At 46.0% G+C, this 20,023-nt stretch carries 16 protein-coding genes; 3 read left to right on the forward strand and 13 right to left on the reverse strand.

What is annotated here, in order from left to right:
- Positions 1-5: 5 nt before the first annotated feature.
- The 10 genes from FHW36_RS28440 to FHW36_RS28485 form a co-directional block, all read right to left on the reverse strand.
- Positions 6-794: a GLPGLI family protein gene (locus FHW36_RS28440; RefSeq protein ID WP_246121247.1), complete on the reverse strand. Its 789-nt coding sequence runs from the start codon at positions 792-794 to the stop codon at positions 6-8.
- The gene (locus tag FHW36_RS28445; RefSeq protein ID WP_145674560.1) at positions 791-3,517 is read right to left on the reverse strand and encodes a TonB-dependent receptor; all 2,727 of its coding nucleotides are present in this window, start codon (positions 3,515-3,517) and stop codon (positions 791-793) included. The genes FHW36_RS28440 and FHW36_RS28445 overlap by 4 nt, the downstream gene beginning before the upstream one ends.
- 58 nt (positions 3,518-3,575) lie before the next feature.
- Positions 3,576-5,162 carry a transglutaminase domain-containing protein gene (locus FHW36_RS28450; RefSeq protein ID WP_145674562.1) on the reverse strand — a complete coding sequence of 529 codons (1,587 nt, stop codon included), beginning with the start codon at positions 5,160-5,162 and terminating at the stop codon, positions 3,576-3,578.
- A 77-nt stretch (positions 5,163-5,239) separates the two neighbouring features.
- Complete coding sequence (locus tag FHW36_RS28455; protein ID WP_145674564.1) at positions 5,240-7,513, reverse strand: hypothetical protein; 2,274 nt, start codon at positions 7,511-7,513, stop codon at positions 5,240-5,242.
- Between the two features lie 7 nt (positions 7,514-7,520).
- Entirely contained in the window at positions 7,521-7,988 is a 468-nt protein-coding gene (locus tag FHW36_RS28460; protein ID WP_145674567.1) for a hypothetical protein, read from the reverse strand.
- Positions 7,989-8,018: 30 nt separating this feature from the next.
- Positions 8,019-9,215: a DUF4221 family protein gene (locus tag FHW36_RS28465; protein WP_186452652.1), complete on the reverse strand. Its 1,197-nt coding sequence runs from the start codon at positions 9,213-9,215 to the stop codon at positions 8,019-8,021.
- Between the two features lie 88 nt (positions 9,216-9,303).
- The gene (locus FHW36_RS28470; RefSeq protein ID WP_145674571.1) at positions 9,304-9,537 is read right to left on the reverse strand and encodes a hypothetical protein; all 234 of its coding nucleotides are present in this window, start codon (positions 9,535-9,537) and stop codon (positions 9,304-9,306) included.
- 296 nt (positions 9,538-9,833) lie between these two features.
- Entirely contained in the window at positions 9,834-11,663 is a 1,830-nt protein-coding gene (locus FHW36_RS28475) for an O-antigen ligase family protein (RefSeq protein ID WP_186452653.1), read from the reverse strand.
- A gap of 70 nt (positions 11,664-11,733) precedes the next feature.
- Positions 11,734-12,660: a signal peptidase I gene (gene lepB / locus FHW36_RS28480; protein WP_145674575.1), complete on the reverse strand. Its 927-nt coding sequence runs from the start codon at positions 12,658-12,660 to the stop codon at positions 11,734-11,736.
- A gap of 219 nt (positions 12,661-12,879) precedes the next feature.
- Positions 12,880-13,245, reverse strand: coding sequence for a hypothetical protein (locus tag FHW36_RS28485; RefSeq protein ID WP_145674577.1), 366 nt, complete (start codon positions 13,243-13,245; stop codon positions 12,880-12,882).
- Positions 13,246-13,464: 219 nt separating this feature from the next.
- Here FHW36_RS28485 and FHW36_RS28490 point away from each other — a divergent pair, with 219 nt between their 5' ends.
- Positions 13,465-14,316 (forward strand): DUF6263 family protein, encoded by an 852-nt coding sequence (locus tag FHW36_RS28490; RefSeq protein ID WP_145674579.1) that lies wholly within the window; start codon positions 13,465-13,467, stop codon positions 14,314-14,316.
- Between the two features lie 32 nt (positions 14,317-14,348).
- Here the strand turns inward: FHW36_RS28490 and FHW36_RS28495 are convergent, their stop codons facing one another.
- Both FHW36_RS28495 and FHW36_RS28500 read right to left on the reverse strand, forming a co-directional pair.
- On the reverse strand, positions 14,349-14,813 hold the full coding sequence (locus FHW36_RS28495; RefSeq protein ID WP_145674580.1) for a GNAT family N-acetyltransferase: 465 nt from the start codon (positions 14,811-14,813) through the stop codon (positions 14,349-14,351).
- A 30-nt stretch (positions 14,814-14,843) separates the two neighbouring features.
- Positions 14,844-15,593 carry an AAA family ATPase gene (locus FHW36_RS28500; RefSeq protein ID WP_145674582.1) on the reverse strand — a complete coding sequence of 250 codons (750 nt, stop codon included), beginning with the start codon at positions 15,591-15,593 and terminating at the stop codon, positions 14,844-14,846.
- A 185-nt stretch (positions 15,594-15,778) separates the two neighbouring features.
- Here FHW36_RS28500 and FHW36_RS28505 point away from each other — a divergent pair, with 185 nt between their 5' ends.
- Both FHW36_RS28505 and FHW36_RS28510 read left to right on the forward strand, forming a co-directional pair.
- Entirely contained in the window at positions 15,779-16,180 is a 402-nt protein-coding gene (locus FHW36_RS28505) for a nuclease A inhibitor family protein (RefSeq protein WP_145674584.1), read from the forward strand.
- Between the two features lie 31 nt (positions 16,181-16,211).
- The gene (locus FHW36_RS28510) at positions 16,212-17,573 is read left to right on the forward strand and encodes a DNA/RNA non-specific endonuclease (protein ID WP_145674586.1); all 1,362 of its coding nucleotides are present in this window, start codon (positions 16,212-16,214) and stop codon (positions 17,571-17,573) included.
- Positions 17,574-17,684: 111 nt separating this feature from the next.
- Here FHW36_RS28510 and FHW36_RS28515 read toward each other — a convergent pair whose 3' ends face one another.
- Positions 17,685-19,997: a glycoside hydrolase family protein gene (locus FHW36_RS28515; RefSeq protein ID WP_145674588.1), complete on the reverse strand. Its 2,313-nt coding sequence runs from the start codon at positions 19,995-19,997 to the stop codon at positions 17,685-17,687.
- Positions 19,998-20,023 lie beyond the last annotated feature (26 nt).

Here is a 20,023-nt window from a genome sequence, read left to right on the forward strand (position 1 = left end):
TTTTGCTACAAATCCATAAAAAACTGGACCCACGCCGACGTCAAACCAAATTGTTTCAGCATGTCGGCGGTTTTAATATTGAAATCCTTGTTATTGATCAGGGCGCTTTTTCCAGGCGCGGGAACTTTCCAGCTCCCTGGCCCAGTGTCCATACTGGCAATGCTTTGAGCAAAAATGGTAATATGCTGATGCGGTATTGCCACTCCCAAAATCATTCCCGGCAAGCCGTTGAAGGACTCCGGACCGCCATGCGTAGGAATTTCATCGGTATAGAAAGCAACGATATAGATAGAATCAAACAACAGGGCATTGGCACGGTGACATTCATAGCCGGCAATTTCCCGGGTTTCTTCCGTCAGCTTCCATTTAAGTTGCTTAGGGCCATCTTTGATAAAATAGATATGCTCAAAAGCTTCTTTTTCCGTAAGCACAGTACCGTCAGAGAAATTGCTATACACTTTATTTTTGTAGGCTACCGGTATCTGGAAAGTTTCAGAATAGTTCATATCGGGATTAGCCGGCTGATAAAGGCTCTGTTCCCCGTTAAAATACAGTTCAAAACTATCGGCCCAAAACTGGGGTGCCGTATTCCGGTAGTCTTTCATGAAGGTGATTAACTGATCATCCGTTATAGTCCGGGTTTCTTTCAGGAAAATGGGCATGGCTGCGAATGTATTGACTCTCCGCTCAAACTTTATTTTCCCGCTGTTGACAAACACCGCCCGCTGTGCCGTAGCCGGCAGGAAACAGCTCGTCAGCGCGATGATCGCAAAAATGTGAATGCTCTTTCTCACTGTTTAATACTATTAAATTTTGTAAAATTCCAGGTAGCACCGATCATAAAATAACGCCGGATGGTGGTGTAAATATTCTCCGAGAAAAATGTGTTGGTAGCTGTACGGGCATAACCATTATTCTGATTCAGGATATCATTACAGGAAATTTTCACCATTAGCTGGTCTTTGCGCAAAAAGGCATGCCCTATCCATGCATTCCAGATAGTCCGTTTGAAATTATCGCTGAATGTTTGTGTCTTCTGCTGCCATTGGTAGTCAACATCTGTATGGAACTGGAACTTCTTCAAAAAATAAATATCCAGCGACGGGTTCAGTGCATAAAAGAAATAGCTGTTCTTTGAATCAGGTTGCAGGGAGGAAGTATTTTTGGTATACCCTCCGCTACCCATCAGGTAAAAGCTGTATTGCCGGGGCTTCGATTTAAACAACTCGGTTGACAACGTAAACGTGTTATAATTCAGTTGGTTAACCACACTGTTGATGGGACTAAAGGATTTTCCACCATTTAATCCAAGTCCCACTCCCGCCTGCAAATCAATCAGCCTGATCTTCTTCGAGTAGTAGGTGTTTATATGATAATTCCGGTTGGCATAGCCGTTCATGTTCACATACTGGTAAGTATAGGCGCCCGCGGGGTCTACAGTGATAGCCTGGGTAATCGGGTCGTTAACCAACGTATAACCCGCTGTTACCCCATAATATACCTGCGCCGCTATTTTTGCTGCATTGAACCTGGCTGAGAATTCATTGGTAAAACTATTTTTCAGATCTGTATTCATCAGCAAGGTGGTAAGCTGGCTATTGTCGAAATTAAACGGCAATATCTGGGAACGTCCGGGATTATTACCGTTCCCATTGTAGCTAAAGTTCAGGGACTGGTAATTGCTGAATTTATAGTCAAAATTCAGATTAGGGTTCAGGCTTACAAACTGTTTATTCACCTTTACGGCGCTGTAGACACTTTCGGTATTCAGCTGAACAAATTTAACATTGTTCCCCACCTTCAGGATAATCTTTTTTGCGGCATAGTTCAATGAAAGTCCGCCCTGATTCCCCCAGGAGGTGGTATTCATTTTACTACTAAAGGCGGTATCAATCACTTTGATGTCCTGGAGGTTATAAGAACGTTTGTCATCGTGCGATGACTCATTATCAAGGTCATAGTTCACAAGCATCGACCATCTTTTGGAAAGCGGTTCCGTATATATAACATTGAGATGCAGGAGCCGCCAGTCGTCATTCATCTTCCTACGTAAATGCAGTAATGACGTACTATCTACATGATCTTTGTCGTTATAAAAAGTGCTATTCGAAACACTTTCGCCGTTCGTGGCATCATCTGAAAAGTTATTATTCCAGTATACGGATATTGTGCGTCCTTTCTTTTTCAGCCGCTTTTCCCACGACAAGTTGATATTATAGGTATTGAAGTCATACTTATTGGTACTGGACTTCTGGTTATCATACATCAGGCTAGAATCGCCGCGCCTGTTCTGTGACGTACCATTGTTCGAACTTTCGTTACGGTAGCGTGTACCATCTGTATACACCGTAAAGGTGGCCGTGGAATCATATTTATAAATATACTTTGCATTCAGCTTATGATCGGTGCTGTTATTTTCAAAGTGGTTATTGGTATTACTTAAAATAACGCCGGAAGGAAGGTTATTTTGCGAGCTAGTGGTTTCTGAGCCAATTACATGCTGCAGGTAGAATTTATAATTACCATTGAAAGATGTTTTATCACCGGTCCATTTTTTATCATAGTGAAATCCACCTGAGGTGATCGTGGGCAATCCTTTACCGGAATAATTGCCGTTGCCTTCTTCATCAGAGCCTACCTTCCCTCTATCAGCCGACCCCAGCCCCGATCTTCCGATATTGCCCGTGGTGGCATATGCCGACATACGTCTTTTCCCCTTGAAGAAGTTAATCATGGCCTGGGCATTGTATCGCTCATCCGTACCAACGCCGCCATCTGCTTTTCCGAATACCCCGTGGTTTTTATCTTCTTTAACTTTCAGGTTGATGGTTTTATCTTTCACCCCATCTTCTATACCGGTAAAGGCCGCGGCATCCGACTTCTTATCGTATACCTGCACCTTGTCGATCATATCGGCCCGCAGGTTGCGTGTAACGAGTGTAGGATCATCACTGAAAAATTCTTCGCCGTCTACCAGCACTTTCTTTACCTTTTGTCCTTGTGCGGTAATATTACCAAATTGATCTACCTGCAATCCGGGCAACTGTCGTAACAGTTCTTCCACGGAAGCATTGGGTTGCACTTTGAAACTGCCTGCATTATACTCGGTAGTGTCGCCGTTGATCTTGATGGCGGCCACCTGCGATTTGACGATGACTTCTTTCAGTAATTTGCTTTTCGGGATAAGATAAACATTGTTCAGTGCCACTGTTTTACCGGCAGCTTCTTTCATATTTACCCGGTGAGAATAGCTGGCATACTTCGGATAAGAAAAATATAACACATAGCTGGCGGTATCAGCAAGCTGTTGAAAGCTGAATTCACCCTCCTTCCCTGCCCTTGTGCTGGCGATGATAAATGAATCCCTGGCTTGCAGCAATACCACTACTGCATTTTGCAGCGGCGCTTTCACGCTGCTGTCTGCCACAGTCCCTTTGATCGTACTGTTTTGAGCATCGACTTTGTAATGGAATAAAATAGTCAGCAGAAATATCAGGCTCAGGGCATTTTTCGTCATTGAACGATAGAATTTAAATGTAGGCTAAGCAACAAATGGTCTTTTTGACAACCTGTTTTTAGTAGTTATGAAATGCTTTCATTTCTTCGTTGTACACATAGGGTCGGCCATATGATTTATCGTGCTGCTTTATTTCCGCATTGAGCACCCGATAAATACCATTTGCCGGTACTGCGGAAAATACAATCATTTTTTTAATTTTCTGTTTTTTTAGTTTATCCGGATCGTCTTTCAATGTTTGCATGATACCCGCGGGTACCCAATCGTTCCGGGTATTATCCCAGTAAACCACCTGGCATTTCTTATTGTACCGTGCCGGCGGTAATTTGGCTATATCCAAGGCGAAGTCGGTCAATGAGTCTTTATTTTCCCGGAAGTACTGGATATGGCCGCTCTCCGTCACCAGAAAAGGCGTTCCAACAGTCCTTGTGTTTTCCTCCTTGCCATCCAGTAGCACAATGGGAGCGTACAACGCAGTGTTGGCAATGTCCTTAAAGATTATGCTATCACCGTTCCTGGTTGTTTTTACCTGCAATGGCTTCCAGTATTTACCATTGAGCACTCCCAGGAATATTTTATCATGTTGCCCATCCGGCACTTTCATCGCGTAGTCGATGGTGGATACGTATTCTCGGGTAATATCATGATAACTTTGAAAATTCTGACCTTCATCCAGGATGGTATGGCCATCTATGCGGTAGCTGTAGCGGTAGGCTTTGGCCAGCCGCATATTTTGAAAAAGCAGGGAATCCCTCACGGGCTTATCATAAATGGCATTCATTGGTACAAATTTACCGGTGGTGTCCAGTACGGCCAGCCAGGAATGCCCACCAAAGTTGCCGTTGGCCCAGTAGAAGGTAAACTCGGTCGATATGGGAATGCCAATAGCGCGGAGCCAGTAGCCTACGATCATATTTAAATCTTCACAACGCCCGCCCCGCGTTACACGCAGCTGGTCCATCGTAAAGGTGCCGGGAAAATAGTTGATAGCGTCGTGGATATATCCATAAAATTTACCGAGGCTGTCGTTTACCACACCTGCAATTTTAATCCGGTCGGTGCTGCCACCCGCTTTCTTGAAAATCCATTCGCTGTGCTCCCAACACCATTTCCGCCAGTGCTGCAATGGTTCATTCTGTACCCGGTGCGGCAAAATCAATTCTCTGAATTCATCGAAAGTGAGGGATTTTGCCCAGGGCAATTGCCAGGCCTTAAAAGCATACTCGATATCTTCCATCAGCAGACTGGCGCTGATGGTGCGGCTATCTGCCAGGAAAATAGGGTTCACAAATTTAATGGGGCCGCATTGCAGCGAATCTTCTATTCTTCTCTTGATTTTATTGACGCTATCGATCCCGATAGTATCACCTGTAAACAACTCTCCTTTAAAAAGTCCACAGTTGGTGATAGGTGAATACCGCAGGGTACCTTTACCGGGCATGTTTTCCACGAGGAATATAGCCGCTGCGAGCTTCAGCGAATCACCGGGATTTTGTGAATAATGCGCGATCACTTTCTTTAGTTCCGCCGCATTGATACCGGCGTAGTCCAGGGCGGGCTTCAATTTAACGGCCATCGTGTCTTCCCGGGTACCACAAGCGCAAAGAAAAACAGGTAATAAGATATAAAGGAGTTTCTTTTTCATGAGGTTGAATTTAAAAGACAATGCCCCACTGCCATTTCAGCAGCGGGTAAATCATCTGGACTTCCCCACCAAACGGGTTACTGCCGGATCCGGAACTTAAACTCGCCAACGCCCAGCACTCCTTCACCAGTCACGCCTTCCGCTATCCCCATGAACTGACGGGCTATATCGGAACAAAAGAACTGGACAGTGGCCTCTCCATTTTTATCAGTGACTATCACGGGTTTCCACAATAAGGTATTCCTGGTATCAATGCCTGGGTTACTTTCTTTATCATAATCCGGTTCATAAAATTCACGGCTCTGGTAATAGCCTTTTACAATGGCCATTTTAGTAACCTTTAGCAATTCTTCTTCTGTATACTTAGGATAGTGATATACCACGTCTTTGTGATTATCCCTGGTTAAGATGACACCTTGCCGGTGTGATGTAACATCAGACGAAAAAACATGATAAGTCTTCCCTTCTACCGGCTTTATATTGGTGCGGCCATCGGGGCAATTCAACCAGCCGCATTCTCCCACGTAATCAGTATTACCTTCATATTTAGCGATGCTATCCAGGTAGCCAAGGTACTTATCTGTATACACCGTACTTTTGCCTGTTACCGTAATTTCCTTCAGCGTTTTTCCATAGGGGATGTAAGTCGTATCTACCTGCGGCTTTCCTGCCAGCGGAAAAGTATCCGGCAACAGGTACACCGTAGGATGAGCAGTAATAGCCTTACGGATGGCCTCAAACGGATCCTCTACATGTATGTTATATGTTTTCTCTGAGAAATACTGAATGAAAAAGCGCGGGCCAATGGCCAGGTTGGCTGGTGTCAGGTAAAACTTACCGGCATTATCCACGGCGGCAAACTGGCTCGTGGTCTTGTTGTAGTTGTACAACATAAGAGATACCGGTTGCTTTTCTTTTCCAGCTTTTCTATCCGGTGTAACCCATGCCTGTAAGGTATCCGATAAAACCGGGGGCAATGGCTTGCGTTCGGCCATCGCCTCTTTGCTCCAGGTATAACTGCGCCACCCTTGTGTCAGCAACAGCAGGTCCAACGCCGCTTTGCGATCGGCGTGGGCACTATCGAAATAGTAGGCAGGGTTATAGATCTTTCCCCGTATTTGTGTAGAGAGATAATAATAGCTGAGCATATTACCAGTATTCTCTGCACTATGGAACAGGTCATCATATACACATAAACTGAATACGGCAGGTACCGGCATACCACTGTCATCAGTTGTCTTAATTTTTAAAGCCACTTGCTCCTTTGGCGCATATTCATTCTTCACCTGGCTAAAGCTGATATGGAACTGCCGGTCCGGATGCAGGTATACCAGCCGTTCTGCCATGGGCCGCTGCTGTGCATCGAAAAGCGTCACTTCCCCAACACCCGGAGCGGAATTTTGGATAGGGATTTTCACTTCCATACTATCGCCCACTTCCCCGGCTGCAATGGCTTCCACTGCGCCCCTGATCTGCAGCCGCAGGTAAAATTTCTCTTTCTGCGGCATATCATGCGCAATAATTTTAAACACCAGGCTATCTCCTTCATTCTTCAGCAAACGCATACACAGGCCCTCCTCCAGTGCCACAGGTAACGGGTACAGGCTATCTTTACTGTAGTTGAGCCGTATACGATATATGGCGCCCTTTTCAGGCGTAAACAGGAAACTTCCCATACCCGCGTGAACGGTCTTGAAATTCAATACCGGTACATCGCCTTTCAGCAGCGTTCCTTTTACTTCCGCTGGCTGCCCATTTTTATTAACCGCCTTAAAGGCAATGCGGTTGGGCACACCGGCCAACAGGTGGCCTCCTTCCGGGAATACCCGGAATTGCACCGCCTCGGAGGATGTCACATTATTTTGCAGTTGCCGGATTTTGCGGGCCCGGATCTCCTGTGGCTCGTTAAATACCCGGATCCGGGCAACCGCGTAATAATAAGGCTGACCGGAAACGTAAGAATGGGCGGTATATCCCTTCAGCAGATATTCGCCGTTAGACAGGGTTTGAGGTAGATATACATGGCCATAGGATATCCCGTTGAGCACCGGGTACATTTCTTCCCACAATACACTGTCGGCGCCCACTTTTTGTAGCTGCAGATACAGCGTATTGTCGAGTGCCGATAACGTAAAATCGATCGCATTCAATACAAACGCATTGAACCAAAGATCTTCCCCGCTGATATAAATATCCTTGCTGGGACGCAGGTAGAGGGACGTTTGCATCACCTGCCTTACGGAGTCGAGCTGACTTGCCAGTTTATCCATATCTCCCCTGTTTCCCTGGGAAAAGGAAGCGTTAGCAATTACCAATAACGCAAGGGCCAGGCATACCAAGTGTCTTATCATAGGGTTACTATTGTTCCATTTGTATTTTAAGCCATTCAAACGCCTGTCCGTTGGCAGGCGACTGAAACTGGTGTTTAACAATTTTTCCGTTGTCCAGTTGTACAATACAAGGGTAAATCACATTCTTCGTAGGCAGGCTGAACATCCCATCATTGTCAATAAAAACATTCACCCGGTTATTGATATGCTTGCCAATTTTCTGTTGCAGAATTTTGACCGACTGTACTTTTGTCAATATAAAAAATATACCGGTAGAATCAATAAAATCTCTCATAAAAGCTTCTCCCTCCTGTATACAGCCATTGCATCCCAGGCCGGGCAATATCACCATCCATTTTTTTGGAGCCTGGAAACTGGCTTTCTTTAGCCCGCTGGAAATGGTTTCCGTTTCCAGGTCGCTATCCGATTTCTTGAAGCTTTTGCACTGGCTAAATACCAGTATAGACAGGGTCATTAAAACATAAAGGCGGTTCATAATATCGTTTTTATTGTAGTTGACAATGCTTTATTTCAGGTTAACCGGTTTAAATATTTTCAAATACAGGTAGGCCTCAGACCGGTCATTCTTATCGAGGTATTCTATATTCAATCCTTCTGCAGTAACAAAAGCATTCTCCCAGTTAAAATCGTTACAGGTACCAATGGTGGTTTCACCCATGTACTTAAAATTTTCATCGAATACAATCACCGACAAAGGCTTATCCTTAATGGTGCTGGTGGGGGTAGCATCCGGTATGGCTTTCCTCAGAAGACGGTAATATACTTTCCGGTAAGGATCATATTTGATGGCAGCGTATAAATCAGTTTGACATACTTTTAATACCAGTTCTTCTCCGGATAATTTCTTATTGAAAGAAGTAATAGTACCCGCTTCATTACTACCACCATATACAGGTGTATAGCCTTCTTTACCAGTATTGGCCAGGTATACCTGGTGAGATACCGGGAAACTATATACCATCTTGTGGTCCGGAGCTATGTCACTATATACGTTGGTAAATAACCCTTCATTTTCCCAGAAGTAGTTATGTCCATATAATTCGTCGGGGTATTGCCGGGAGAAAGTGACTTTGTTATTGCTGCAATCGATATGCGACTCAAATTTAAACCGGCGGGCAATAGTATCCGGCAGCGAAAACATATACTGACCGGGAAACACGATCTGATTGCCTATTCCCATCAGAGGCGCCGCTGTAGATGGATAATACTGTGGATAAAAAAAAGTCCAGGACAGTTCGTGGAAGGGCTGTTCATTGATCAGGGAAATTCTTGACAATACCCGGCTCGAATCATTTAACAATACCAACTGATTATTCTTCTTATTATAGATATAAATGGAGTCTTTATTCTTCAGGTAATATCCCAGGGGATTGTTGACACCATCTTTATCATCCCTGCTGAACTTAATAACTTTCTTTACTACGGCAGTAGCATAATCATAAATATAGATGGCGCTGGCATAAGTATTCAGAAAGCTCAGGCAGGTGGTATTGCTATCTCCCGAAAACACCTGCATATAGGGTATCTTGGGAGCACTGATGCTGTCTAATGGAAATTTCTTTTCACCGGCAATAGCCAGCTTCACCGTGGGTATCAATGTTCCCTGCTTGTCATTCTTCAATGTTACCACATTGCTATTGGATGAACAGCCAAAAAATAAAGCAAGGGAAATAACAGCGGGCAATATCAATTTTACATTCATGATCATAAGCTTTTAAGATGGAGGTATCCGCATGTAGGTTTGCTACCACGAATACCTCCCTATCAGGATAAAAAATTGTGGCTAACTATTACCAGCCGAAATCGCACTCATTATTCCCTGGATCTCCCACACAGATCTGGCTCAGCATTAAGCACTTGCCACCACCGAAGCCATGTGCGCTGGAACATTCTGCACTGGCAGTATTAACTTTCACAAGAGATGACAAGTCAACATCATTATTGCTGGCTTGGGTTTTAGTTGCGAAGAAAGCAACAGTAGCAATAGCAGCGATTCCAGCTGCAGCGAGGATTTTCTTTTTCATAACAGCGTTTTTAAAAACTAAAAAATGATAAATAAAAAGGGTTTCTGAAAGTCAACACAGGGAATACTACTTCCATCAAGTATTTCTGCGACATAACTTTTATGCGGCAAACATTAACCTGGTTAATGCCCTAAAGTGGCTTGTTATCCTGTCATAGTTCAGCGGTTTTTACAGATCATTAAATGGTATTTAAGTACCTCCATTCTGCGCAAAGCTCCGCCGGCATCAACCACCTTCGTAGTTGCATGACATCGTGCATTGACACAAAAACCTCTTTGTTGTAACTCAGCAGCCTATTACTGGTCGCGCGCTTTTATGATGTTATCAGCGAAGCCTTTTATTTCTAATATGGCTTTCGAGGGCACCTTTACTTTCTTTGCTTTAATCGTACGCGCCATCATCATCGCCTTCGTTGTTTCCCCGTTTTCCTGGTATAAGGTCATTAACAGGTAAAGCGGGTAAAAACGATTGGGGATCATGTTCATCGCTTTCAAATAAGATTGCTCTGCTGCGGCGTAATTGCCAGCCTTCTTCTCGCAATCGCCTATGGCCGTTTCAATCACACTGGAACGCTGGTATTGCCTCGCCTGCATTAAAACTGCCAATGCCTGCTGGTAGTTCTCCACCATGGCGAGCGACTTACCGTACTGCATCAGGAACTCTCCGTTGGTACACAATTCAGGATATACTGCTTCAAAGTACCGGTTGCTTTCCCTGTACATCTCCATCACATAGGCCTTTTGCGCCATTCCCCATCCGGCAAAGGACTTCCGCGCGCTGTTAATCATATTCCCATACACATATACCAGCAACAGTGCGAGCAAGGATAAAACAGGTAGTACCGCCATCCGTCCCCTGTCGAGCGGAAGGCTGATATGGACGAGCACTTTACTGCCCGTTCCCGACAATATCGCCAGGGCAAATACGATAATGTACTTCATTGCCAGGTTATCAGAACTATAGGTAAACAGGGCAAAGCACAGGCTGGCCAGCAAAACGCCGTATGCCGTGGCTCGTACAGGCATATACGATTGCCCGGACGGGTATCTCCAGAAAAAAAATATAACAGCCACCAACAACAGAAAGCCTATCCCTCCATTTTCTACCACAAACTGCAATGGTTCATTAAAGGCGTAAAAAGTATTGTCTGCCAACTGCGCGGCATCAGCCGCTGCCTCTCCCTGCTGCTCAAACCAATGCGCCTGTGCATCCATATAATACGCTTTGAACCGGTCCATCCCCACGCCAATAACGGGATGTTCCTGTACCAGCGTGGCCGACACCTGGTAGATGAGCATACGTCCATCGGCAGAGTGGCGCTTAAGCAGGTAAAATGCATACCCCAAACCAGCCAGCAATACCGCCGCCATTACGATACGCTTAAGGGGCCAGGCGGCCGACTTATGGTTGTTCCGGTTACGATACAGCCACCACACGCCTCCAATACCGGCAGCTAACGCCAGGAAGGCGGAGCGGGAACGCAGGCAGGGTAATACTATTGCACAACCAACAAGTGCCGTCAAAGGCAGCCACATCATCAGCCACGCAACAAAACGGTTCACCCGCCTGCTCTCCCCTTCGGATATCTGCAAAGTATTCCGGTGAAGATATAATCCAAAAGAAACGACTGCCACCAGCGCAAGATAGCCAGCATAGCCGCCGGGGTTGAAAAAATTGCCGGTCATCGGAAAATAAGTATTGCGGCTATCCATGATGCTCAACAGCTGTAATATACCTGAGAGTGCCTGTAATACACCGCCGGCAGTTATCGCCAGCAAAAGCCAGGTATACATCCTGACCGGTAGCCTTCGCAGCACTATGTAACATATCGCTAACCCGGTCAACTCCAGCCAGCGCTGGGAGAACCCATGCAGCGGATGCAGATAGTACCGGTTAACCGAGATATATAGTAATACGATCACTAGCCCTATGTCCAGGACCGAAAGAGAAATGCTGAACTGTTTATTACCATATAATGTATAGCATGCCAGCAACAAAAAAACGACGGCTATGCCCTCACTAAAAAAAATGAATTTGGTCGTCTGTGTTGGCTCAATGAACTGGGAGCTATAAACTGAAGGCAATAGCAGGAAAACACCACCCAGTATCGCTAACAGGACATTCATGATAATTCTTCTAACGGGCTCAATAGGCAACATGGATTACAATACTATTAAAGGGTTATCGGCTCATTTGTCAAAATTGCTGTATAAACTTCCCTACCAGGTTGTCTTTTGGTATGAGTCCATAATGCCTGGAGTCAATGGCGATATCGCGATTATCACCCATCATAAAGAAATAATCTTTCCTGAAGGTATAAACGGAAACCTGTTTCCCTGCTATGAAAGCGACGTTGCCTTCCAGGCGAAAGCTGCTGTCTTCATACGTCCTGATAGTATTACGGTATACCGTATCCTGCGGCTGATTAAAATGTATCGTCATTCCTTTAAATGGTATTTTAAGTGATGACATATCGAGAATATTTTCACTCAACTCAGGCAGATTTATTTTCCCACTATCCGGATCGTTTTTACGATTCCATATTTTTATAGAATCTACACCGCGATTCATTTTATTTTTCTGGAAATTATCAAGCGCCAGGAGAACGTAACGTGGAAAATGCCTGAATCCGTTTTTAAATTTATCAACCTCCATCTCTTCAATGGCAGTTTTCACCTGTTGATAATCATTAAACCAGATCTTATAATAATGACGAACACTCAGCGGCTCGGGTAATGGCTTCCCATTAACGCTTACTTCACCGTCGTTTACTGCCACTACAGCGCCAGGCAGCCCTATACACCGCTTTACAAAGAAGCCTGGAATATCTTTATTGATCGTAAATACAAAAATATCTCCCTGCTGTGGGGATGCAGTAATGAACCTGGCAAAATAGCTGCTATAAGCCGTCTTATTAATAAGAATATAGTCGTCTGTCATCAATTTATTCATCATAGACTCACTAGGAACCCTATAAACATCTATGAAAAAAAACCGGAGCAGGAATAATGTAACAACAGATGCCAACAAGACATATCCTGCCTTTATGAAGACACTTTTACTACCGGGTTTCATCTGATCAATATGCTGTTTTTTTTGGCTAATTGCATTCCTGGTGCTCATCGTTTATCAACACGCGGAACGGGGAAATCTATTTTATATTTGTTATCATAGGCCATTTTTTTTGTTTTCAAGGGCACGTGGATCGGGGCACTCTGGGATTTGTTCATCGGTTAGTATGTTTAAGGTTAACTACTAACGCCATCTAATATAAAAACATTTTTATTAAGATCAAATAGGTGTAGAAATGTTTTTTATTGCGTAACGGCATACTAGTGATTTTTACTCATCTTCATTAATCCGGGATACAGCCGGAGATAAATCTCCATGGCCCAATGGATGCTTTCCGTAAAAGTCACACAAGGACCTTTCATTAAAGAATACGCCAAATTGCCCACCTACAGCCAACCTTGTCTTTGCTACATTCAGCAGATCATAACTAATACCTGTAGTGAGTGCACAGGAAAAATAGTTCGCAATCCATACTGTACAGGATCCAGGTTCAGCCAGCACAGCATTCTCCCCGGGGTGATCGGCAGCTTTATTCAGGCCCCAGAGTGCGGTTCGGCTATCATGTTGTAAGGGCATATACTGAAGTATCATAAATACTATACCATGAATGAATATGGCAATGAATCTGCTTCTCATAGTATGCTGATTATAAGTTGAATAAGAGAATATACCTACGTTGGCAGCCTCCGCCCCCCAAATAAAAAGGGGGAAGCGTATCTGCGGATTGGGGCCAACCTCACGGCCGGATGGACCCTCCTTGATAAAAACCGTTGTAGGAGAGGCATTTACCTGCCTGAAAAGGATTTTCCTGAAAATCCCAAACAATTCTTCATCTTTGAGAAAATCTATATAGCAATGAATTACTATCGTTTGTTTTTGCTGCTGCTCCTGGGCGGCTTATCCCAGCTCACCTATGCCCAGAAAAAGGTATTGTTTAAAGTAGCGCTGGCCCCGAACAAGACTTACAAAACCACCATGACTAACCTGACAGACATGGAGATGATGGTGAAAGGCGATTCGGCTATGATAGCCCAGATAACCGCCGGCGGCATGAAGCTGCCCGTTATGATGCAAATGAACCAGAATGTAACCACCACCACAAAGACCGGCGCGGTGCGGGCAGATAAAAAAATACCGCTGACGATCACTTATGATAGTTTAAGCATTACCCAGTCTGTTAACGGCCAGGAAAACACCCAAAATGCTAACCCATTTGCCAATGCCGTCATAGAAGGCACTACTATTGGAGACGGAAAAATTACCATTGATACCATTAAAGGAGTATCTGATGAAGCACTGAAAGCGGCCCTCTGTCAAATGATTAACGGCATACAGGCCAGCATCAAGTTCCCGGAGAATGAACTAAAAATCGGCGACTCCTTCGACCAGGAAGTGCCCATGAATCTCCCCATACCACAGGCAGATATGAAAATGACATTACTTACAAAGTATACCCTGAAAGAAATCAGGGGCAACAAAGCCATATTCGACCTGAAACAGAACATTACCATGGATATGAGTACCCAGGACGCCAACAAGGGCAAAGGTGTTGGTACCGGCACCGGCGCCATGATCTTTGATATCGACAAAAAAACAGCCGAACAATCTAATTCTGATATCCAGTTCCAGTTTGAATTCGGTGTTTCCGGTATGACGATGAGTGCCAATTGCAAGGCTAAAACAAATGTAAAAATAGATGTAGAATAGGGCCAACTAATCAACCAGGAATAGGCGGCTGCCTATTCCTGGCGCCCCTCCTCAAATGGCGTATTATCCCGCTCCATCAGGTATAAGTCGAGTCCCTTTCCCCAATAATCCTTTTCTGTACGGACCAACTGGTAACCACATTTTTCGAAGAATTTCCAGGCTAGTTGAGATGTTGTTACTACCAGCTTTTCTATGCCCGGATCTGCGTTAAAGATTTTTATACAGTAGGCAACTACCTCCTTTCCCAGTCCACGACCCGCCGCATCCGGATGAAAGAAGATCCACGTAATACTCCCGGAGTGATGGAGGCTATTGATGTAATACCCGGCGCCACCTGCAATCTTCCCGTCATGTTCGATAGTGAGATAGGTGTCGCTATGCCGGGCTAAGTATTGCCGGAAGTCTTCTATTTCCCTGGGATCAAAATACTGTGGCACGTTTAGTTGGAAGATACCGATTAACGCGCCTTCATCTGTTGGTTTAAAAGGTCGGATCATATACCCTCAATTTTACTGTTTGTATTCCTCCTATTCCTCCCCCATCAGGATTTTCAGGAGATTTTCATAGTTATTGATAAACTGGTGAGAAACTTTATAATTTTCCGTTTCCGCATAGCGGGTCTTCTTAATACCGTTTTCAGTTAATTCGTAGATGATGGCATGAGGATAGGCCATTACGATGGGAGAATGCGTGGCAATGATAAACTGCGACTGCTGCTCCACCAAATCATGCATCCGGGCAAGCATGGCCATTTGCCGGGATGGAGAAAGCGCTGCTTCCGGTTCATCCAGGATATACAATCCATTGCCGCCAAAACGATGTGTAAACAGCGCCCAGAAGGATTCGCCATGGGACTGCTCATGCAATGGTACGCCGCCATAAGCATCAATAATCTTTCCTCCCCCTCCTTCTTTGTCCAACTCGTGAATATTGGTAGCCACATTAAAAAAACTTTCACTTCTCAGGAAGTAACCATCCTGTGGCTTTACAGCACCCCTGGCCACCGTCAGATATTGGTGCAGTACCGAATGGGAGTTATGGGTAGCAAAGGTAAAATTCCGGGAACCTCCTTCAGGATTGAATCCGCAAGCTACTGCAATGGCTTCTATCAGGGTAGACTTTCCCATCCCATTTTCGCCCGACAGGTAAGTCACCTTAGGATGAAATTTCATGGAAGAAAAATTCCGGAGGGCGGGAATATTAAACGGGTATTGATCTTTAGACGGGATCTTATCTTTCTTCAGGCTAACTTCCATTAAACCTTTCTGCTGCAGCATGCGATAGCTTATTTAATGAACAAATGGCGGTACACGGTACTATAAATATACGCCATCCGGTAGATTAGTTATCTCATAATAACAGCATATCTTTTCTTTATCCTTCCTGGTTGGGGTTACATTAAAGTATTGTTACCAATATGATCATGATAAAAACATTTGGTTAATTCTCCTAACTTCACATCATGCAAGCGCAAATGTTACTGGAAAACCTAAGCAACAAAACCGAGGGCCTACTTTATTTCAGCGAATCTGAGTACCCGCTTACCATTGAGCAATGGGGCCAGTTGAACGACAACGATGTACGGGTAAAAATTGCCGGCATCCACCAGGTGGCTGCTAACGCATTAACCCCCGTAAACACAGCAGACTTTTTTAATGCGGTAACCCGTATCGCCGATCCAAACGACACAGCGATGGTCGCCAACGCACAAAAATTCGCCGCACTGTATCAATTCCTGCAGGAACATTTTAGTCGTATCCAGGTATTCCGTGTAGAAGGAGATACCAACATTCCCGTGTACATTGTTTGCCATCAGCCAGACAACAGCTGCGTTGCATTAATAACCACAGCGATAGAATCATAACCCATATCACGTACACCCGTAAATCCTCATCATGAAAGCACTTATCAGGCAATGCCTTGTCATTTGCCTGGGAGCCTTCCTGTTTACTGCCTGTAAAAAAGAGGCAGATATCAGGCCCCAGGACATCCAAAAACCCAGCAACGTTACCACAGAATCTGTTACCCTCTTCAGCGAAGATGTTGAATCCGGCACTAAAACTGCTTACGCTGCCGGCAGCGTATCGCTGGCCAGCGGCTCCTGGACACTCGACGATGCGCTTATCGGCACGTTAGCAGCCGATCTGAAAAATGGTTCCAAATCCATCCGCATCCGGAATACCGGTAGCGTTACGACCAACTTCAGCACCAATGCCTCCGGTACGGTAACCGTTACCGTAAAACATGGTACCTATGGCACAGATGCCAACAGTACCTGGCAATTGTGGATATCTGCCGACAATGGCCAAACCTGGACGCAACAAGGCAATACCATTACAACCTCTGGCAGCCTGCAAACAGCCACCTTTAGCTTTTCGGCGACCGGCAGCCTGCGCATCTCCATCCGCAAGACTTCCGGCAGCAGCAACCGTATCAACATCGACGACATTACCCTCATTTCCGGCAGCAGTAGTGGCGGCGGTACCGGTGGTGGCACCACCCCGGGCGATGATAACAATATGCTGCTGGGAAACCCGAGCAACGCCCTGGCCGATATTTCGTCGGAAAACAACTACCTGATGGTAAAAACTTACTACAGCTTATCATATAGCCGTAGCCGTGGTACCCCTAACTGGGTGAGCTGGCACATACAGGCATCCGATCTGGGAAGCGTTTCCCGGAGCAACGACTTCCGGGCCGATACCGATTTGCCCGCCGGCTGGTACCAGGTGCAAAACAGCAGCTATACCGGCTCCGGGTTCGACCGCGGACACAACTGCCCGTCAGGCGACAGAACCTCCACCACTGATGCCAATTCCGCTACGTTCCTGATGACCAACATGATGCCCCAGGCACCCAATAACAACCAGAAAACCTGGGCTAACCTCGAAAATTATACCCGCGACCTCGTAAACGCCGGCAACGAAGTATATGTAATCGATGGTTCCTACGGACAAGGCGGTACCGGCTCCCTGGGCGGCGTTACCAACACCATCGACAATGGCCATGTAACCGTACCGGCCAATATCTGGAAAGTGATCGTAGTACTGCCCGCCGGTAACAATGACCTGAGCCGCATCAACGGTGCTACCCGGGTTATTGCGGTAAATACGCCCAATAACAATAGCATCAACACCGACTGGACCCAATACAAAACCACTGTACGCGATATCGAAAACGTTACCGGTTATAACCTCCTCTCTAATCTTCGTACCACCCTGCAAGACAGCCTGGAAACGAAAATAGATGTGCAGTAGGAGCATAAAGCTTAAAGCAAAAAGCTATTGTGGAGAAGAACGTAGCGAGTATTTAAAATTCGCTACGTTCTTCTCCACAATAGCTTTTTGCTTTAAGCTTTTGCTTTATGCTTACAATACCGTTACTTCACCATTTTTAGCCACTTTTATATTCACTGTTGCCCCGGCAGCTACGGCCACTTTCGGCCAATGCAGGAAGGCAGTGTAGCCCAGCGGCTTCTTCGCAGCCTCCGTCGATTCTGCCATTACCGCTACAGCAGCATCATAGGCGGTAGTATTGGAAAGACGTAATGTAACAACGCCTTTGTCTTCCCCGATTGGTGTTGCGGTGATATGATCAAATACAAATAACTTTCCTTCACCTGGCTGCACATAAATACCAGGTAATTCCATCGCCATCAGGATGCCGTTGGTTTCTGTCCACGAATTGCGGGTATGTATAAAATTACCGATACTTCCCTTGCCTTCTGCGTCGCTCAATTGGATGCGCTCCATGCTGGATCCGATCAGGTAGTTAGTGGTGATATGCCCGGGCATATTTACCGCTTCGGTATGCGCATGTTGTATATCGCGGATCAATGCCGCATAACGTTCGTCGCCGGTAGCCCGGTATAATTTAAACAGGTAATCGGCCGACGAGGTACAAATGCCGGGGGCGGCATGTTTATTCTGGCTGCTGGCCCATACGGCGCCGGCCATATGGCATTGCAGTTTCCCGATTTCGCTGCCTGGCGGGAAAACAGGATCATAGGCCATTGTCCAGCTAGCGCAAAGAGCCGCCTGTACTTTTGCCCGTTCCAGCCAAACCGGTTGTTTCGTATATTGATAGAGCGCCATGAGCGATTCCAGGAATCCAAAGGCAGTTTCCGAATCAGCATCCTGCGAAATATCACCACAGGCGCCACTGGTAAAGCCGCGTGTTACGATATCACGCTGGTAATAAAAGGTAGTTGCTGCCTCCGCGGTACGCAGCCACTCCGGCCGGTGGAAATAATCTGCTGCCAGTGCCAGTCCCGCCGGAACAATGGCGCCGGCGCTGGAATTAAAAACGGAAATTTCTCCCGTTTCCGGTACAATATATTGTCCAAATTCACCATAGCGCTGCCAGTTCTGCACAAAGGCTGCTGCCAGTTTCTGCGCAGCCGCTTCCCATTCAGGATGAATCGTTTGTGCATGCCCCTGCGCTTTCAGCAGTAGTAAATGCTTCATTAACCAAAACAGCACATCCCCGTTTTTCCGGACCATGGCCTGCAAGGCAGGAAAATCAGAAGAGCCTTTTTCTGTACCGAGCGCTCCCGCTTCACTGATAAATCCATAGAAGAAACCACTCTTCCCTTGCATACGGAAAGTAATGAAATCCAATTCGCGTGCTACGCGAGCGCGTTCTTTTTCATCGTTAAGCGCCAGCATAGGGAAGGTGTTGATCATACCGCTTACCCATCCCAACTGGAAATTCCGGCTATTTTCCGGCAGGTAGTAACTGCCCGCTTTTGTTTCCACGAAATTATTCCGGCAGATATCCGTTCCCAGTGCTGCCAGCTTACTCATGGGCACCAGGTTACGCGGATGATTGGGACCTGCCAGTGATTTACGCAAGGTCATAAATTGTTTCAGCAGGTCGGGGATGCCGCTGGCAGAAAAAGTATATACCCGGAACCTGATCGTGACCTCATTCCCTGCATGCCAGTCGGGCGCCTGGTCGCCGCTGGGATGAAAATCCCCAAAACCTGCGGCCATCTTACGCATGGCCGGCGCTGTAATAGTAAAAGTGCAGCTATCGCGGCTATCGTTTTCCCGGATGTTCAGGCCACTATTGCCGTAACGTGTAGCCTGCTCCGTTAGTACCATCCATCCTTTCTTCGCAGCAGGTGCATAGAAGCTCATAGCCGGCACAGAAGTATTGGTGGTACTTAATTCCAGGCCAGACGGCCCGGCAGCGCTGACCGACAAACGGGGGTTATTGGAAATAGTAATGGGTACTGCCGGATTGTAATACATGTCTTTCGGATAATCGGGGTTATAGCCATTACCGATAGCCCGGTAGCGGTTGCCATTATACACGATAGCCGGCACCATCACATAATTTTCCCGTTGCCAGTGTCCAAAGCCAAAGTCAACTGCCACCGCGGTGGATGGCGCCGTGCCCTCCAACAGCTTGCAGGTGAGCGTAATTTCCTGGCCGGCAGTACTTCCCGGTATGGCCGATTGCTGCCATTCCAGCTGCCACCGGCCCTGGGTGTTGGTGAGCGTATTTCCATCAAATGTCCATTGATGCATCAGGGAGTCGCCCTGGTATTGTTGTAACGACACATGAATGCCGCCTTGTAATGCCCGCAATAAATCTTTTGCCTGTGCCTGCCCCTTCACCTGGTGAACGATACTTGTCGCCGCCAGCAGCCACAGGGCGATGCCGCCTCTCTTCATATGTTGTGCTTATAATTTTTCTACTT

It is taken from the genome of Chitinophaga polysaccharea (genome assembly GCF_007829335.1).
Lineage (GTDB): Bacteria > Bacteroidota > Bacteroidia > Chitinophagales > Chitinophagaceae > Chitinophaga > Chitinophaga polysaccharea_B.

Bases quoted from the DNA above. Each gene is read 5' to 3' on its own strand.
- FHW36_RS28450 (WP_145674562.1), bottom strand. From the start codon at position 5,162: ATGAAAAAGAAACTCCTTTATATCTTATTACCTGTTTTTCTTTGCGCT.
- FHW36_RS28495 (WP_145674580.1), bottom strand. From the start codon at position 14,813: ATGATCCGACCTTTTAAACCAACAGATGAAGGCGCGTTAATCGGTATC.
- FHW36_RS28465 (WP_186452652.1), bottom strand. From the start codon at position 9,215: ATGAATGTAAAATTGATATTGCCCGCTGTTATTTCCCTTGCTTTATTT.
- lepB (WP_145674575.1), bottom strand. From the start codon at position 12,660: ATGAGCACCAGGAATGCAATTAGCCAAAAAAAACAGCATATTGATCAG.
- FHW36_RS28475 (WP_186452653.1), bottom strand. From the start codon at position 11,663: ATGAATGTCCTGTTAGCGATACTGGGTGGTGTTTTCCTGCTATTGCCT.
- FHW36_RS28455 (WP_145674564.1), bottom strand. From the start codon at position 7,513: ATGATAAGACACTTGGTATGCCTGGCCCTTGCGTTATTGGTAATTGCT.
- FHW36_RS28500 (WP_145674582.1), bottom strand. From the start codon at position 15,593: ATGCTGCAGCAGAAAGGTTTAATGGAAGTTAGCCTGAAGAAAGATAAG.
- FHW36_RS28485 (WP_145674577.1), bottom strand. From the start codon at position 13,245: ATGAGAAGCAGATTCATTGCCATATTCATTCATGGTATAGTATTTATG.
- FHW36_RS28470 (WP_145674571.1), bottom strand. From the start codon at position 9,537: ATGAAAAAGAAAATCCTCGCTGCAGCTGGAATCGCTGCTATTGCTACT.
- FHW36_RS28490 (WP_145674579.1), top strand. From the start codon at position 13,465: ATGAATTACTATCGTTTGTTTTTGCTGCTGCTCCTGGGCGGCTTATCC.
- FHW36_RS28515 (WP_145674588.1), bottom strand. From the start codon at position 19,997: ATGAAGAGAGGCGGCATCGCCCTGTGGCTGCTGGCGGCGACAAGTATC.
- FHW36_RS28445 (WP_145674560.1), bottom strand. From the start codon at position 3,517: ATGACGAAAAATGCCCTGAGCCTGATATTTCTGCTGACTATTTTATTC.
- FHW36_RS28505 (WP_145674584.1), top strand. From the start codon at position 15,779: ATGCAAGCGCAAATGTTACTGGAAAACCTAAGCAACAAAACCGAGGGC.
- FHW36_RS28510 (WP_145674586.1), top strand. From the start codon at position 16,212: ATGAAAGCACTTATCAGGCAATGCCTTGTCATTTGCCTGGGAGCCTTC.
- FHW36_RS28460 (WP_145674567.1), bottom strand. From the start codon at position 7,988: ATGAACCGCCTTTATGTTTTAATGACCCTGTCTATACTGGTATTTAGC.